13 protein-coding genes are annotated in these 14,751 nt (G+C 76.6%); 2 read left to right on the plus strand and 11 right to left on the minus strand.

Annotation, left to right across the window (positions count from 1 at the left end):
• The 3 genes from SCK26_RS07170 to ribA are packed head-to-tail and all read right to left on the minus strand — an operon-like array spanning position 1 to position 2,897.
• Complete coding sequence (locus SCK26_RS07170) at positions 1-1,050, minus strand: saccharopine dehydrogenase (RefSeq protein ID WP_318200415.1); 1,050 nt, start codon at positions 1,048-1,050, stop codon at positions 1-3.
• Positions 1,047-2,192: an FAD-binding oxidoreductase gene (locus tag SCK26_RS07175; protein WP_318200416.1), complete on the minus strand. Its 1,146-nt coding sequence runs from the start codon at positions 2,190-2,192 to the stop codon at positions 1,047-1,049. Before SCK26_RS07175 ends, SCK26_RS07170 begins: the two co-directional genes overlap by 4 nt.
• Positions 2,193-2,225: 33 nt before the next feature.
• Positions 2,226-2,897, minus strand: a complete 672-nt coding sequence (gene ribA / locus SCK26_RS07180; RefSeq protein WP_318200417.1) for a GTP cyclohydrolase II — start codon at positions 2,895-2,897, stop codon at positions 2,226-2,228.
• Positions 2,898-2,935: 38 nt separating this feature from the next.
• Here ribA and SCK26_RS07185 point away from each other — a divergent pair, with 38 nt between their 5' ends.
• On the plus strand, positions 2,936-3,691 hold the full coding sequence (locus tag SCK26_RS07185) for a creatininase family protein (protein ID WP_318200418.1): 756 nt from the start codon (positions 2,936-2,938) through the stop codon (positions 3,689-3,691).
• On the opposite strand, the gene SCK26_RS07190 is transcribed toward SCK26_RS07185, so the two are convergent.
• From SCK26_RS07190 to SCK26_RS07210, 5 genes are all read right to left on the minus strand, one after another.
• Positions 3,585-4,670 (minus strand): lysylphosphatidylglycerol synthase transmembrane domain-containing protein, encoded by a 1,086-nt coding sequence (locus SCK26_RS07190; protein ID WP_318200419.1) that lies wholly within the window; start codon positions 4,668-4,670, stop codon positions 3,585-3,587. The genes SCK26_RS07185 and SCK26_RS07190 overlap by 107 nt on opposite strands.
• A gap of 272 nt (positions 4,671-4,942) precedes the next feature.
• Positions 4,943-5,878 (minus strand): class I SAM-dependent methyltransferase, encoded by a 936-nt coding sequence (locus SCK26_RS07195; RefSeq protein WP_318205944.1) that lies wholly within the window; start codon positions 5,876-5,878, stop codon positions 4,943-4,945.
• A gap of 715 nt (positions 5,879-6,593) precedes the next feature.
• Entirely contained in the window at positions 6,594-7,706 is a 1,113-nt protein-coding gene (locus SCK26_RS07200; protein WP_412080840.1) for a glycosyltransferase family 4 protein, read from the minus strand.
• 56 nt (positions 7,707-7,762) lie between these two features.
• The gene (locus SCK26_RS07205; protein WP_318200420.1) at positions 7,763-8,161 is read right to left on the minus strand and encodes a 6-carboxytetrahydropterin synthase; all 399 of its coding nucleotides are present in this window, start codon (positions 8,159-8,161) and stop codon (positions 7,763-7,765) included.
• Positions 8,162-8,276: 115 nt separating this feature from the next.
• Positions 8,277-9,260 (minus strand): zinc-binding alcohol dehydrogenase, encoded by a 984-nt coding sequence (locus SCK26_RS07210; protein WP_318200421.1) that lies wholly within the window; start codon positions 9,258-9,260, stop codon positions 8,277-8,279.
• 107 nt (positions 9,261-9,367) lie between these two features.
• Here SCK26_RS07210 and SCK26_RS07215 point away from each other — a divergent pair, with 107 nt between their 5' ends.
• Positions 9,368-10,153 carry a CDP-alcohol phosphatidyltransferase family protein gene (locus SCK26_RS07215; RefSeq protein ID WP_318200422.1) on the plus strand — a complete coding sequence of 262 codons (786 nt, stop codon included), beginning with the start codon at positions 9,368-9,370 and terminating at the stop codon, positions 10,151-10,153.
• Positions 10,154-10,250: 97 nt separating this feature from the next.
• Here the strand turns inward: SCK26_RS07215 and SCK26_RS07220 are convergent, their stop codons facing one another.
• Genes SCK26_RS07220 through SCK26_RS07230 form a run of 3 tightly spaced genes read right to left on the minus strand, consistent with a single transcriptional unit; the run spans position 10,251 to position 14,716 of the window.
• Entirely contained in the window at positions 10,251-11,489 is a 1,239-nt protein-coding gene (locus SCK26_RS07220) for an MFS transporter (RefSeq protein ID WP_318200423.1), read from the minus strand.
• On the minus strand, positions 11,486-13,219 hold the full coding sequence (locus SCK26_RS07225; RefSeq protein WP_318200424.1) for an ABC transporter permease subunit: 1,734 nt from the start codon (positions 13,217-13,219) through the stop codon (positions 11,486-11,488). The genes SCK26_RS07220 and SCK26_RS07225 overlap by 4 nt, the downstream gene beginning before the upstream one ends.
• Before the next feature lie 3 nt (positions 13,220-13,222).
• Positions 13,223-14,716, minus strand: a complete 1,494-nt coding sequence (locus SCK26_RS07230; RefSeq protein ID WP_318200425.1) for an ABC transporter substrate-binding protein — start codon at positions 14,714-14,716, stop codon at positions 13,223-13,225.
• Between the last annotated feature and the right edge of the window lie 35 nt (positions 14,717-14,751).

A 14,751-nucleotide genomic window follows, 5' to 3' on the forward strand; every position in this document is an offset into this window, starting at 1 on the left:
CTACTCCCTCTCGCGGATGCCGAGTTCACGGCAGACCTGGTGGAACCGGTCGAGACAGCGGCCCCAGGCGCCGCCGGGGCCGAAGGCGAGCAGCTGCGGCAGCAGCGCCGCCGAGAAGTCGGTGCTGGACTCCCGGGGCAGCAGAGACGGCAGGTTGTCGATGGCGATCAGGTCCAGCGGCGGGTCGTCCCGCAGCCGGCGCACGGGCCGCGCCCAGTCGGTGGTGCGGTCGTAGACGGGCAGCACGTTGAACGGGGAGCCGACGTCACAGGTGACGTCGCACAGGGTGCGCAGCCGGCGGGCCGGGGAGTCCAGGTCCTCCCGGCGCAGGAACGGCGGGACGAAACCGGTGGCGAGGACCGCGTTGACCAGCACGTCGTGCCCGAGCAGGGCCGGCCGGTCCAGGTCGCGGGTCTCCGCCAGGTCCCAGCGGGTGGCCTCGGTGCCCGCCGTGCGGAAGGCGGCCACGGCGCCGCGCCCGCTGCGGCCCAGGGCGCCGATGACCAGCGCCGTGAACTCCTCGTCCCCGGCCCGTGGCCGCAAGGCGGCGTCCAGGTCGTCCTTGGCCGTGGGGGCGAGCGGCGCGGTGAGCCGGCCCCGGTGCCGGAGCACGGCGAGCGCGGCGCCGAGATAGCCCGCCCAGAACCCGAAGGCGGCGAGCCTGCGCCCGTCCTCGTCCACCAGGTACTCCAGGTCCAGCAGCGCGCCGCCGCCGGCCGCGAACCGGCGCAGCAGCCCGGCGGCACCCGGCTGGCCCTTGTACGCGTGCCCGAAGTAGATGTGACGGTGGATCAGCTCGGGTGGCTCGTCGGGGAGTTCCTTGAGTCCGAGGATCACGGCGTCCCGGGGTGCGCCGGTCCAGGAGCCCGCCGGGGCGGGCCGGCAGCCGGCCGCCTCGTACTCCTCCAGCGGGAAGATCCGCTGCGGGGACTCCTCGACGGTCAGCGTCGCCCCGGCGTCCACCAGGCGGCGGGCGTCGGCGGGCACGACCGGCGTGCGCCGTTCGGTCGTACGGGGCTCGTGGCGCAGCCACAGGTGGAGCGTGGTCATACCAGGTTGGCCTCCGGGCGCGGGGCGTCGGCCGCGAACCGGCCGGCGCTCAGGGGGCTGACGTCCAGGAAGGGTACGCGCCCGAGGTACAGGTCGCGGATCACCTCGCCGACGGCCGGTCCCTGGAGGAAGCCGTGTCCGGAGAATCCGGTGGCGTACAGGAACCGGGACACCGTCGGCGCCTCCCCGATCAGGGCGTTGTGGTCGGGCGTGTTCTCGTACAGGCCCGCCCAGCCGCCGGTGCGCGGCAGGTCCAGCAGGGCGGGCGCGCGGGCGCGCATCGCCTCGGCGAGCCGGGGGATCCAGCGGTCGTGGGTGCCGGTGGCGAACCCGGGCCGCTCGTCCGGGTCGGACATGCCGAGCAGCAGGCCGGGGCCCTCCCGGTGGAAGTAGAGGCTGGTGGTGAAGTCGATGGTCATGGGCAGGGCGGCCGGCAGGTCCGGCACCGGTTGGGTGACGGCGATCTGCCGGCGCAGCGGCTCCACCGGCAGGTCCACGCCCGCCATCGCGCCGACCGCCCGCGACCAGGCGCCGGCCGCGCAGACCACCGTGTCCGTGGCGATCTTGCCGCGAGAGGTACGGACGCCGGTGACGGTGCCGCCGCGCAGGTCGATGCCGGTGACCTCGGTGTGGCGCAGGACGCGGACGCCGAGGGCGCGGGCGGCGCCCGCGTAGCCGTGGACGACGGCCTCGGGGGTGCAGTGGCCGTCGTCCGGGGAGTACGCGGCGGCCAGCAGGCCGTCGGTGGTGATCAGCGGGGAGAGCCGGCGGGCCTCCTCCGGGCCGATCAGGCGGCTGGGCACCCCGAGGGAGTTCTGCAGCCGCACGCCCGCCTCGAAGGAGGCCACCTGCTCCGGGGTGGACAGCAGGAACAGATAGCCGACCCGGTGCAGCCCGATGTCCTGTCCGACCTCCCGCTCGAAGCGGCCGAACGCCTCCAGGCTGCGCGCGCCGAGCCGGATGTTCAGCTCGTCGGAGAACTGCGCGCGCACCCCGCCGGCGGCCTTGGAGGTGGAGCCGGCGGCGAGTTCGTCCCGCTCCACGAGGACGACGTCCCGCACCCCGGCGCGGGCCAGGTGCCAGGCGATGCTCGTGCCGATCACCCCGCCGCCGACGACGACCACCCGTGCCCGCAGCTCCATCGCGCCGCCTTTCTCCTCCTCACCGCCGCCTCGTCAGGACCCGTGGGCGACGGCGTCCAGATGCGGCAGGTGGTGGTCCATCCGCTCCCGTTTGGTGCGCAGATAGGTGATGCTGCTCTCGCACGGCTCGATCAGCAACGGCACCTGCTCGGCGACCTGGACGCCGTGCCGGACGAGCGCCTCCCGTTTGCGCGGGTTGTTGGACAGCAGCCGTACCGAGCGCACCCCGAGGTCGTGCAGGATACCGGCGGCCGCGCCGTAGTCGCGGGCGTCGACCGGCAGGCCCAGCGCGAGGTTCGCCTCCACCGTGTCCAGTCCCTCCGCCTGCAGCGCCATCGCGCGCAGCTTGGCGAGCAGTCCGATGCCGCGTCCCTCGTGGCCGCGCAAGTAGACGACGACGCCGCTGCCTTCGGCGACGACCGCGCGCAGGGCCGCCGCGAGCTGGTCGCCGCACTCGCAGTGCCGGGAGCCGAAGGCGTCCCCGGTCAGGCATTCCGAGTGCAGCCGGGTCAGCACGTTCTCGGTGCCGATCCCGCCGTACACCAGGGCCACTTGTTCGTCGCCGCGGTCGTGGTCCAGGTAACCGATGGCCTGGAATTTCCCGTACACGGTGGGCAGCGGCGCGTTCACGACGCGTTCGACGCCGGAACGCCGGAGGGATTTCTTGCCGAGTACGCCGATGTCGGCGCCGATGTTTTCTGTCATGATCTGATTCCTCAGCAGATATGAAAGGCAGTGAAAAGATGAGTGGTTCGGGTGCGCGGACGGACGGCTGGAAAGCGGCGCACGGAGTGCTGCCGGCGGACACCACCGAGGACGTGCGGACGCGCGGCGCGCGGGTCGCCGTCCTTCCCGTGGGCAGCTTCGAGCAGCACGGCCCGTATCTTCCGCTGGCGACCGACACGCTGGTCGCCTGCGCGGTGGCACGGGGAATCGCCGCCGCGTATCCGGTGCACCTCCTTCCTCCGGTGACGGTCTCCTGCTCGCACGAGCACGCGGCCTGGCCCGGGACCGTCAGCATCTCCGCGGTGACGTTGCACGCCGTGGTCTCGGACATCGCGGCGTCGCTGCGCCGCTCGGGCGTGGCCGCGCTGGTCGTGGTCAACGGGCACGGCGGCAACTACGTGCTGGGCAACGTCGTCCAGGAGGCGTCCGCGCACGGTGAGCGGATGGCCCTGTTCCCGGCCGCAGAGGACTGGGAGACGGCGCGTAAGCGGGCCGGGGTGGCCACCTCGCTGCTCACCGATATGCACGCGGGAGAAATCGAGACGTCCATTCTGCTGCACGCTCACCCCGAATTCGTCCGGCCTGGCCACGAGTCCGCCGATTTCATCGCCGACGACCGCCGTCATCTGCTCACGCTGGGAATGTCCGGCTATAGCGAATCGGGTGTCATAGGCCGTCCTTCTCTGGGCTCGGCGGACAAGGGCAGGAAACTGCTGGCGAGTCTGGCGGAATCCTTCGCGCCGTGTCTCGCGCTGCTCGCCGCTCCGGAATAGCGGGCGGGAAGCCGTCGCGGAGCGTGGGCCCGGCGCGTACGGCCGCGCCGCGGCGCCGGAGCAGGACGGCGGCGCCGGGCAGGCTCGCCAGGAGGCTCAGGACGCCGTAGACGACGGCGACCGCGACGCCGCGGTCCGCGCCGAGCCCGGCCGCACCGAACGCCCACGCCGTGACGCCCTCGCGGGGCCCGAAGCCGCCGACGTTCAGCGGCAGGCCCATGGCCAGCAGGGCGAGTACGGCGAGCGGCAGCAGCACCGCCACCGGGGCGGCCGAGCCGGCGACCCGGGCCGCCACGACGAACAGGGCCAGGTGCCCGGCCAGGACGACCGCGGAGGACAGCGCGACACCGGGTCCGCCGCGCCGCGACGCCAGTCCCTGCCGGGCCTCGCCGAGACGTCGGCGCAGGGCACCGGCCCGGCGGGCCGGCGGGCGGTTCATCCGGACGGCGAGTACGACGGCCAGCACACCGACGGCGGCGAGCCCGGCCGGTGGCGCACCCGCCCGGACCTCGGCGCGCACCGGGGACGGCAGGGTCGCCAGCAGCACCGCGCCGGCCACGGTCAGCGCGAGCTGCCCGGCGACCCGCTCCAGCACCACCGCCGTCACCCCGCGCCGCACGTCACCGGCGCCGCGCCCGTGCCGTACCGCCCGGTGCACATCTCCCAGGACGCCGCCGGGCAGGGCCGCGTTGAGGAACAGCGCGCGGTAGTAGTCGGCGACGGCCGGGCCCAGCGGCAGCCGCAGCCCCAGCCCGGCCGCCACCAACCGCCAGCGCCACGCGCTGCACACGGTGGTGACCGCGCCGATCCCCAGCGCGACCGGCACCGTCCGGACGTCGATCCGGCGCAGCCCGTCGAGCAGCGGGCCGGTGCCGAGCCGCCAGAACAGGATGCCGAGGAGGACGGCGCCGGCGAGCGTGCCGAGGTGCGTGCGCAGGGCCGGGGATCGCCGTGGGGTGGCGCCGTGGGGCGTGGACACCGCCGGCGGCGTGACAGGGGTGCGAGGGGTCTCCTCCGGCACCGCGCGCGTAGGCACCGGGTGCGCCTTCGATGCTCCGCGCATGGGTGCCGGGGGCGTCTGCGGTGTCCCGCGCGGACGTACCGGACCGTCCTCGCGCGCCACGCTCCCGCGCACCGGCCCGGCCTCCGCCACGACGGCCGCGCGCGCTCGACTCGCCGGCGGCCTGCGCGCGTACGTGCCGGTGTCCGTGGCGCGGGACGTCCTCGGGCGCGGTCCCGTCGGTCTCGCGGTCATGCGGGACCGCCCGTCGGCCGGGGCAGCGCCAGCAGGTCGGTGTGGTGGACGGTGACGCGCAGCGTGCCGGTCGCGCAGGCGGTGAGGCGGGCGGTCAGGTAGCGCTCGGCGGCGCCGCGCAGTTCCGGCCGCTGCTCGACCGCCGCGCCCACCCAGCCGCGCAGCCACTGCTCGGTCAGCGCGGCGTCCGCGGGGCCGAGCCGCCATGGACTCGGGTGCGGACGGACCGTCGCGCCGCGCTCGGCGAACACCCGGCGGGCCACCGTGACCGCGTCCGGGCCGAGCAGTCCGGCGCGCCGCTGGTGGGCGTTGAACGCCTCGGTGATCACGGCGTCCAGCGGGTCGGCCGGGGTGAGTTCGACGCGCCCGGTGACGGAGAGGGTGAGCAGGGCCGGGCAGCCGGCGCCCGCGCAGGCGTCCGCCAGGGTCTCGATCTCCGCCCGGGTGAGGACGTCGAGCAGCGCGGACGCGGTCACCAGCGAGGCCCCGGCCAGCGCCCCGGGCGTGAGCCGGGCTAGGTCGCCGCGCCGGGTCTCCACGGTGACGCGGCTGCCGTCGGCGGCGCGGCGCGGGGCGCCGGCGGCGGCGAAGTGCAGCAGGTGGGGATCGCGGTCGTGCAGGACCCAGTGCTGGGCGCCGGCCAGGCGCGGCGCGAGCCAGCGGCCCATCGAGCCGGTGCCGCAGCCCAGGTCGTGCACGACCAGGCCGCCGCCGGCCGGCCGGACCCGCAGCGGGTCGAGCAGTTCCCGCGCGCGGGCCGCCGCGTCGGCGCCCTCCCGCAGCCGCAGCCACTCGGGCGCGTACCGCGGCGGCTCCTCGGACCTCCCGCCGCGCAGCCGCACGGTCTCCCGCTCCCCGGGCCGTCCCACGGGCCCGGCACCGGCGACGGCCGGGAAGGGGCCGCCTCCGGAACCGTACGACTCCTCCGGCACGCCGTCACAGGACCCGCCGTCCCGCTCCACCGCCTCCGCGCCGCCGCCCGACGCACCGGCCCTGTGGCCGGCCGCGCGCACGGCCCGCGCCTCCGCGCCGCCGGCGCTCCGGCCCGGCGGACCGTTCCGCTCCCCCGTGCTCACGCCTCGCGTCGTCCCGCCGCGCGACACACCGTTCCGCCCCTCCCCGCTGCCCGCGCCGCCGTCCGGCACACCGCCGCGCTCCCCCGCCGCGCCGCCGCCCGCACGCACACTCCGCGCCTCCGCACCGCCCGCACCCGCACCCGGTCCCTCCCCGCTGCCCGTGCCGTCGTCCGGCACACCGCCGCGCTCCCCCGCCGCGCCGCCGCCCGCACGCACACTCCGCGCCTCCGCACCGGCACCCGCACCCGGCCCCTCCCCGCTGCCCGCGCCGCTCGTCCGGCACACCGCCGCCGCCGCGCCGCCCGCACGCACACTCCGCGCCCCGCACGCACACTCCGCGCCTCCGCACCGCCCCCACCCGCACCCGGCCCCTCCCCGCTGCCCGCGCCGCTGTCCGGCACACCGCCGCGCTCCCCGGCCCCGCCGCCGCCCGCACGCACACTCCGCGCCTCCGCACCGCCCCCACCCGCACCCGGCCCCTCCCCGCTGCCCGTGCCGTCGGCCATCGGTAGCGCTCCTCTCGGTTCCGGCCGGACCGGGATCGCGTTGCCGGTCGCCGTTTCGGGAGTGTTCATGCCGGCCTCCGCCCAGGGTGCGGGAGCCGGTGGAGGACGGTGGCCACGGCGCGGGCCGTGGCGGGCCAGCCGGTGAGCGCGGTGCGGCGGCCGCGGGCCGCCGCCCGGAGGCGGCGGCGTACGTCGGGGTCGCCGGACCAGCGGCGCAGCGCGGCGGCGAGCGCGCCGGGGTCCTCCGGCGGGACGAGGATGCCGGGCACCCGGCCGTCGGGGGCGCGGCCGACCGCCTCGGGCAGGCCGCCGACGTCGGTGGCGAGGACCGGGACGCCCCGGGCGAGGGCCTCGGTGACCGCCATGCCGTAGGTCTCGGCGCGGGAGGCGAGGACCATCAGGTCGGCGGCGGCGTAGGAGGCGTCCAGTGCGGCACCGGAGCGGGGGCCGGTCAGGCGCAGCCGGCCGGTGAGGCCGTGGCGGGCGATCGACTCCTCCACCCGGGCCACGTATGCGGGGTCGTGGCCGAGGCCGCCGACGCACTCGCAGGTCCACGGCAGGTCCCGGACCGCCGCGAGCGCCTCCACCAGCCGGTGCTGGCCCTTGCGCGGGGTCACGGCGGCCACGCACAGCAGCCGGGACACGCCGTCGGTGCCGGGCGCGAGGGGCGCGATGTCGGCGCCGGGCGCGGCCACGTGCACACGGTCGGGGGCGAGCCCGTGGTGGGAGACGAGTCGGCGCCCCGCCCAGCCGCTGGTGGCGATCACCGCGCCCGCGGCCCGCAGCACCGCCCGCTCACGGATGTCCAGGCCGGCGGCGACGGCCCGGTCCAGGCCGGTCTCGTCGCCGAGCGGCAGATGGACGAGGACGGCGAGGCGCAGCCGCCCGGCCTCCGGGACGACGATCTCCGGGACGCCGCAGGCCACGAGTCCGTCGAGCAGGACGACGGAGTCGTCCGGCAGGTCCCGCAGGGTGCGGGCGAGCCGGTCGCGGGCGGGGCGGTCCGGCCGGGGACGGCCGCCGGGGACGGGGTGCCGGGTGACCTGCCAGCCGAAGCCGGGCAGGTCCAGGCAGATCCGGCGGTCGTAGACATTGCCGCCGCTGGGCGCGGCCGGGTCGTCGACGCCGCCCGGCAGCACGAAGTGCGCGGTGCGCAGGGTCATGGGAACGGTCCGGATGGTGTCCTCGGCGGCGGGCGGACGGGGGTGGCGGGTGCGCCGCGCGGTCAGGCCGGTCACAAGGCACGCTCGTAACTCGCCCAGGCGATGTGCGACTCGTGCAGGGTGACGGTGATGCCCGCGAGGGCCTTGGCGCCCTCCCCCAGCCGGCCCTCGGCGATCCGCTCGGCGAGCCGGTCGGCGATGACCTTGGCGAGATACTCGGTGGAGGTGTTGACGCCGCGGAAGTCCGGCTCGTCGTCCAGGTTGCGGTAGTTCAACTGCGCCACTACCGCGTGGAGTTCCCGGGTGGCCAGGCCGATGTCGACCACGATGCCGTCCTCGTCCAGCTGTTCGCGGCGGAAGGTCGCGTCCACGAGGAACGTGGCGCCGTGCAGTCGCTGCGCGGGTCCGAAGACCTCGCCGCGGAAGCTGTGGGCGATCATCAGGTGATCGCGGACGGTGATGCTGAACAACGGACGACCCTCCAGGTGCGGCGCGTCTGCTCCCCCTGCCCTTGCCCGCCGGGGGATGCCGTGTAGTACGGCTCGTCGCTTCCCCGTGTTCAGCCTGTCTCACTCTTCTCTCAGGTCAGGCGGTCCCGGTGTAGCGGATGCGGTGGCACAGGGCGGGGATCTGGCCGGACGCCAGCTTCGGCAGCACGGACGGGAGTTCCTCGAAGGGGCTCTCGCCGGTGACGAGGGCGTCCAGCGCGGAGTCGCCGAGCAGGTCCAGGGCGAGCGTCATCCGGTCGGCGTAGGTGCGGCCGGCGCGGGCGGCCGGGGAGACGGTGCCGACCTGGCTGCCGCGCAGGGTGAGCCGGCGGGAGTGGAAGGCCTCGCCGAGCGGCAGGGCCACGGTCCGGTCGCCGTACCAGCTCAGTTCGACGACCGTGCCTTCGGGGGCGAGGAGGGCGAGGGCCCGGGTGAGGCCGGCCTCGGTGGCGCTGGCGTGCACGACGAGGTCGCAGTCGCCGAGGGCGTCGGCGGGCCGGGCGAAGTCCACGCCGAGCGCCCGCGCGGTCTCCTCGCGTGCCGGGTCGGTGTCGACGAGCTGGAGGCGGAGGCCGGGGAAGCGGGCGAGCAGCGCGGCGACCGCGCAGCCGACCATGCCGCCGCCGACGACCGCGATCCGGTCGCCGATCAGAGGGGCCGCGTCCCACAGCGCGTTGACGGCGGTCTCCACGGTCCCGGCGAGGACGGCCCGTTCGGCGGGCACGGCTTCGGGGACGACGGTGACGGCGCTCGCCGGGACGACGTACCGGCTCTGGTGCGGGTACAGGCAGAAGACCGTACGGCCGGTCAGCGCGTCCGGGCCCTCCTCCACCACGCCGACGCTGAGGTAGCCGTACTTCACCGGGCCCGGGAAGTCGCCCTCCTGGAACGGCGCGCGCATCACGGCGCGCTGACTGTCCGGCACCCCGCCGCGGAAGACGAGCGTCTCGGTGCCCCGGCTCACCCCGGAGTACAGGGTGCGCACCAGGACCTCGTCCCGGGCGGGTTCGGGGAGGGTGACCTCGCGGAGTTCTCCGTGGCCGGGCGAGCGGAGCCAGAACGCGCGGGCGCAGCGGTTCATCGGCGTCCTCCTGAACGATCGGGAAGCTGTTCGCGTACCGGGTGGTGCACAGGCCGCGCACGGTACGCGGCGTTGATCGACTCTGTCACTCGGCCGGAGGATGTGCGGTGGCCCTGAACAACACGTACGACGCGAGGCTCCGGCGGGAGACCGCCGTGGGAGCGGGCGGGCAGGTGCTGCTCATGGCGCTGCTCGGCCTGGGGCCGGCCGGCTGGCTGACGGGGCTGGGTTTCGCGTGCGCCACCTGGGTGGTGCTCTCCCGTGCCGGGCACCGTTCCCGGCTGCGCCGCCTAGGGCCGGCGAACCGGGTCACGCTGGGCCGGGCCGGTCTGGTCGGCGGGGTGACGGCGCTGGTCGCGGACTCCTTCGCGAGCGCGCCGCCGGTGCCGGTGCTGGTCGTCCTGACCGCCGTGGCGCTGCTGCTGGACGGCGTGGACGGCCTGGTGGCCCGGCGCACCGGCACCGCCTCGGCGCTGGGGGCCCGCTTCGACATGGAGGTGGACGCGTTCCTGATCCTGGTGCTCAGCGTGTACGTGTCGGCGCGGCTGGGGCCGTGGGTGCTGCTGATCGGCGCGATGCGCTACGCGTTCGTCGCCGTGGCCTGGTGTGCGCCGTGGCTGACGGCGCCGCTGCCGCCGTCCTTCGCCCGCAAGACCGTCGCGGCCGTGCAGGGGGTGTGCCTGCTGGTGGCGGGCTCCGGGCTGCTGCCGTACGCGGCGGAGCTGGTGGTCGTGCTGCTCGCGCTGGGCTCGCTGGTGTGGTCGTTCGGTCGGGATGTGGTGTGGCTGTGGCGTACCGCGCGAGCGTCGGCCGGGGTGCCGTCCGGGATGCCGGGGATGGTGCCGGCCGGGCGGACCCGGCAGACCCGGCTGCCGGAGCCGGTGGCACGCTGAGCCGGACTCGAGCCGCTTTCCGCGCGAACCGCGGCGCACCGGACCGGACCCGAGCCGGCCCGGACGCGGCCGGCACGGGCGGCGCGCGGGGCCCGGCTCACGCCGGCTCGGGTGCCGTGCCGTGGGCGGGCCGGTCCCTGGGCAGGATCAGCACCGCCGCCAGGGGCACCGCCGCCAGGACCGCCCAGGGCAGCGCCGGGGGCAGCCCGAGGTCGAGGAGCGCGCCGGAGGCGGTGCTGCCGAGCAGGACCAGCAGGCCGGAGACGGAGGACAGGGCGCCGGTGTAGAGACCGATGCGGCCGGGCGCGGCGAGGTCGGGCAGCCAGGCGCGGGCGACCGGCGCGACCAGCATCTGGCCGAGGGTGAGCAGGACGACCAGGGCGGCGAGCGGGGCCAGTCCGGCCATGCCGGTGAGGCCGGCGGGGCGGGCCGCGGCGACGGCGGCGAATCCGGCGCCGGTCAGCAGCAGCCCGGCGGCCAGCGAGCGGCGCGGGGTGAGCCGGCGGCCGGCCCAGCGGGTGACGGGCAGTTGGGCGGCCACCACCAGCAGGGAGGACAGCGCGAACAGCCAGGCGACCGGCGCCTGGGAGCCGGAGGTGCGCCGGACCTCGGCGGGCAGGGCGAGGTAGAGCTGGTTGTAGGCGAGGAGTTGCGCACCGTATCCGCAACTCAAAGCGAGGAAGCGGCGGTTGCGCAGCAGCGGACCGAGTCCGCCGCGCACGGCGACGGGTTCGCGGCCGGGCAGGTGCCGGGGCAGCAGGACGGCGTGTCCGGCGAGGACGGCGGTGAAGACGGCCGCGCCGGCCAGGCAGACCGTGCGGAAGTCGGCCGTCAGCAGCAGGGCGCCCAGCAGCGGGCCGGTGAAGGCGCCCGCCTGCCCGGCGACGGTGAACAGGGCCAGTACCCGGGCGCGCGGACCGCCGCCGGCCTCCTCGCGCAGCACGGCCTGCCGGGCGACCTCCGATTCCACCGCCGGGGAGAACAGCGCGGCGGCGCAGCCGATCAGCAGGACGGAGCCGATCACCGACCAGGTGCGTTCCGCGTATCCGAGCCAGGCGAACCCGGCGATGCGCAGCGCGCACCCGGTGAGGACGACGGGCCGCACGCCGTACCGGTCGGCGAGGGCGCCGCCCGCCACGAACAGTCCCTGCTGGCTGAAGGTGCGCAGTCCGAGGACGACGCCGACCAGCCAGCCGGCCATGCCGATCGCCGTGCCGAGGTGTTCGGCGAGGAACGGCAGGACGGCGAAGAAGCCGATGTTGAAGGCGAGTTGGGTGAGAATCAGCAGCCGCAGCAGCGGCGGCAGCGGGGTCCGGCCGGTGCGCGCGGCGCTCATCGGGCGGTCGTCTCCCTTGTGGCGGTGGCGGGTCGGGCCGGGCGGCGGCGGTGGACGGCGCCCGCGGAGGTCACCGCCAGCGCGCCGAGGACGGCGAGGACGGCGGCGGGCGCGAGGACGGCCCAGGGGGCGCGCTCGGCGTAGGGCTGGTTCTCGGCGAGCAGCCAGCCCCACTCGGGGGACGGCGGCTGGGCGCCGAGGCCGAGGAAGCCGAGCGCGGCGAGGGCGAGTGCGGTGCCGGGCAGCCGCAGCAGGGCGTGCCGGGTGACGGGCGGGACGACGGCGGGCAGGAGTTCGTGGCGCAGGAGGTACCGGCGGCCGGCGCCGAGGGCCCGGGTGGCGGTGAGGTGGAGGGCGGCGCGTTCCTGGCGGAGCAGGGCGGAGGTGTGGGTGGCGAGGGGGGCCCAGGCGACGGCGGCGACGGCCAGCGCGGGGGTGGCCGGGCCGCCTCCGGTGACGGCGGTGACCAGCAGCGCGGCGAGCACGGGCGGTACGGCGTTGACGGTGTCGGCGAGCGGTCCGGACAGCCGGGGCAGCAGGCCGAGCAGCAGTCCGGCGAGCAGGGTGCCGGCGCTGATCGCGAGCGCGAGCAGCAGGGTGTCCAGGGCGCCGTGGGCGACCCGGGCGAGCAGGTCGCGGCCGAGCGCGTCGGTGCCGAACGGGTGGGCAAGGGAAGGGGGTCGCAGGCGGGCGGTGGTGTTCAGGGCGAGCGGGTCGCGGGGCAGGCCGGCGGCGAGGACCGCGAGCAGCGCCCCGCCGAGCAGCAGCGGCGGGGTGCGGCGTACGGCCGGGGTGAGGCGGGGCGGGGCGGGCAGGGCGCCGTCGCGCAGGGCGGGGCCGGTGAGCAGCCGGACGGCGAGCCGGGCCGCGCCGGTGGCGAGCGCGGCGAGCAGCAGCAGGGCGAGGGTGCCGGCCTGGAGGACGGGCAGGTCCTGGGCGAGGGCGGCCTGGAGGGTGGTGCGGCCGAGGCCGGGGATGTCGTAGAGCTGCTCGACGGCGACGGCGCCGCCGGTCATGCCGACGACGAACAGGGCGGTGTTCGGCAGCAGTCCGGGCAGGCAGCGCCGCAGCGCCTGGCGGGCGACGCGCGCGCGGGGCAGTCCGCGCGCGGCGGCGGCGCGCGCCCAGGGTTCGGCGAAGGCGCCGGGCAGCTGGTCGTCGAGGAGCCGGCCGAGGACGGCTCCGGCGGGCAGGCCGAGGGCGAGCGCGGGCAGCACGGTGTACCGGGGCCCGTACCAGCCGAGGGCGGGCAGCCAGCCCAGCTGGACGCCGACGACGGTGGCGAGGACGGAGGCGGTGAGGAACTCCGGCAGGGTGGCGAGCACGGCGGAGCCGGTGCCGCCGGGCCGGGTCCGGCCGCCCCGGTACAGGGTGCGGGCGCAGACGGCGGCCGCGGTGCAGGCGGCCACCAGGAGGGCGACCGCCATGAGCAGCAGGGAGGCACCGAGGGCCCGTGCCACGAGCGGTCCGGCCTCGGCCCCGGAGATCCAGGACCGGCCGGCGTCCCCGCGCGGCAGTCCGCCGAGCCAGCGTCCGAGCAGCGTCAGCGGGCCCGCGTCCAGGCCGAGTTGGTCGCGGATGGCGGCGAGCACGGCGGGGTCCGGGTCGCGGTCCTGGGCGCGTGCCTTGAGCACGGTGAGCGCGGGGTCGGTGCGGCTGAGCCAGGGCAGCAGGCCGATCCCGCACACCAGGGCGGCGGCGAGGAAGGCCCGCCACAGCACGGTCCGCACGGGTCAGCGCCGGGTGCCGGTGCCGATGAGGGTGCGCTCGTAGGGGTCGAGCAGCACGCCCTTGACGGAGCGGCCGACGCCGGTGATGACGCGCTGGTGGACCAGCGGTACGACGGAGTCGGTGCCGAGGACGTGTGCCTCGGCGCGCAGCGCGGCGTCCTGCCGCTCGACGGGGTCGGCGGTGCGCTCGGCCTCGGCCACGGCCCGGTCGACGTCCTTGTCGCACAGCTGGGCCAGGTTGTAGCCGCCGTCGCAGGTGTAGTCGCCGGCGAGGATGGCGACCGGGTCGCCGGTGTCGACGAGGCTGTTGCGGGCGAGGACGAAGGCGTCGAACCTTCCGGCGAGGGCGTCGCTCTCCAGCCGCGCGTACTCGCGGACGACGAGCTTGACGCGGAAGCCGGCCTTCTCCAGCTGCTGGCCCAGTACCTGGGCGGCCTCGGGGAGTTCGGGCCGGTTGTCGTAGGTGGCGAGGGTGATCCGGGTGCCGTCGGGCCGCTTCGGCGTGGCCCTGCCGACCGGCGCGGGATGGCGTCCCTCGGCCCAGCTGACGGCGGGGCCGTAGATTCCGGTGCCGCGGTCGGCGTGGCCTTCGTAGACGCCCTTGGCGAGGGCGGAGGTGTCGACGGCGGCGCGGGCGGCGGCGCGCAGCCGCGCGTCCTCGAACGGGCCGGAGCGGTGGTTGAGCAGCAGGCTGGTGGTGCGGGTGGTGGCGGTCTCGCGGCGGGTGTCCGGGCGGAGCGTGGCCGCCTGGGCCACCGGGACGGCTTCGGCGATGTCCGTGTCGCCGCTGCGCAGGGCGTTGGTGCGGGCGGTGCCGTCGGGGACGAAGCGGACGTCGATGCCGGCGGCCTGGGCGCGTCCGCCCCAGTAGCCGTCGTACCGGTCGAGCGTGGCGGAGGCGGCGCCGGTGACCTTCTTCAGCGTGAAGGGGCCGGTGCCGGTGCCGGCCGGGTCGACGCGGTCCTTGTCCCGGTAGGCCTTCGCGGAGAGCACGGCGAGGCTCGGACTGGACAGCCTGAGCGGCAGGATGGGGTCGGGCCGGCCGGTGCTGACGCGTATCCGGTGCCGGTCCACGGCCTTCGCGGTGAGCGTCACGCCGGACAGGGCGGCCGGGGCGGGCCGGGCGTGGGCGGCCCGGCCGAGCGAGGCGGCCACGGACGCGGCGGTGACCTCGGAGCCGTCGTGGAAGGTGGCCTCGCGCAGGGTGAACTGCCAGGTGCGCTCGTCCTGCCGGCGCCAGGAGGAGGCGAGGGCGGGAGCGGCGGTGCCGTTGCCGTCGAGCGCGGTCAGGCCCTCGGTGACGCCGAGCCGGCTGAGGATCGTGGCGTCGGCGCCGTACGGCGAGAGCCGTTCGGCGGGCGGGAAGGCGAGTGCGACACGGAGCCGCGAGCCGTCGGCGGGCTTGTCGTCCGCCTCGCCGGAGGAGGCGAAGCACCCGGCGAGGAGGGGCGTGGCGAGTAGGGCGGCGAGCAGGCGGGAAGGGCGCGGGGCAGGCATGGTCCTCGTTCGTGCGGGTGGAGGTGACGTGCGGT

Origin of the sequence: Streptomyces sp. SCL15-4 (assembly GCF_033366695.1) — a bacterium.
GTDB lineage: Bacteria > Actinomycetota > Actinomycetes > Streptomycetales > Streptomycetaceae > Streptomyces.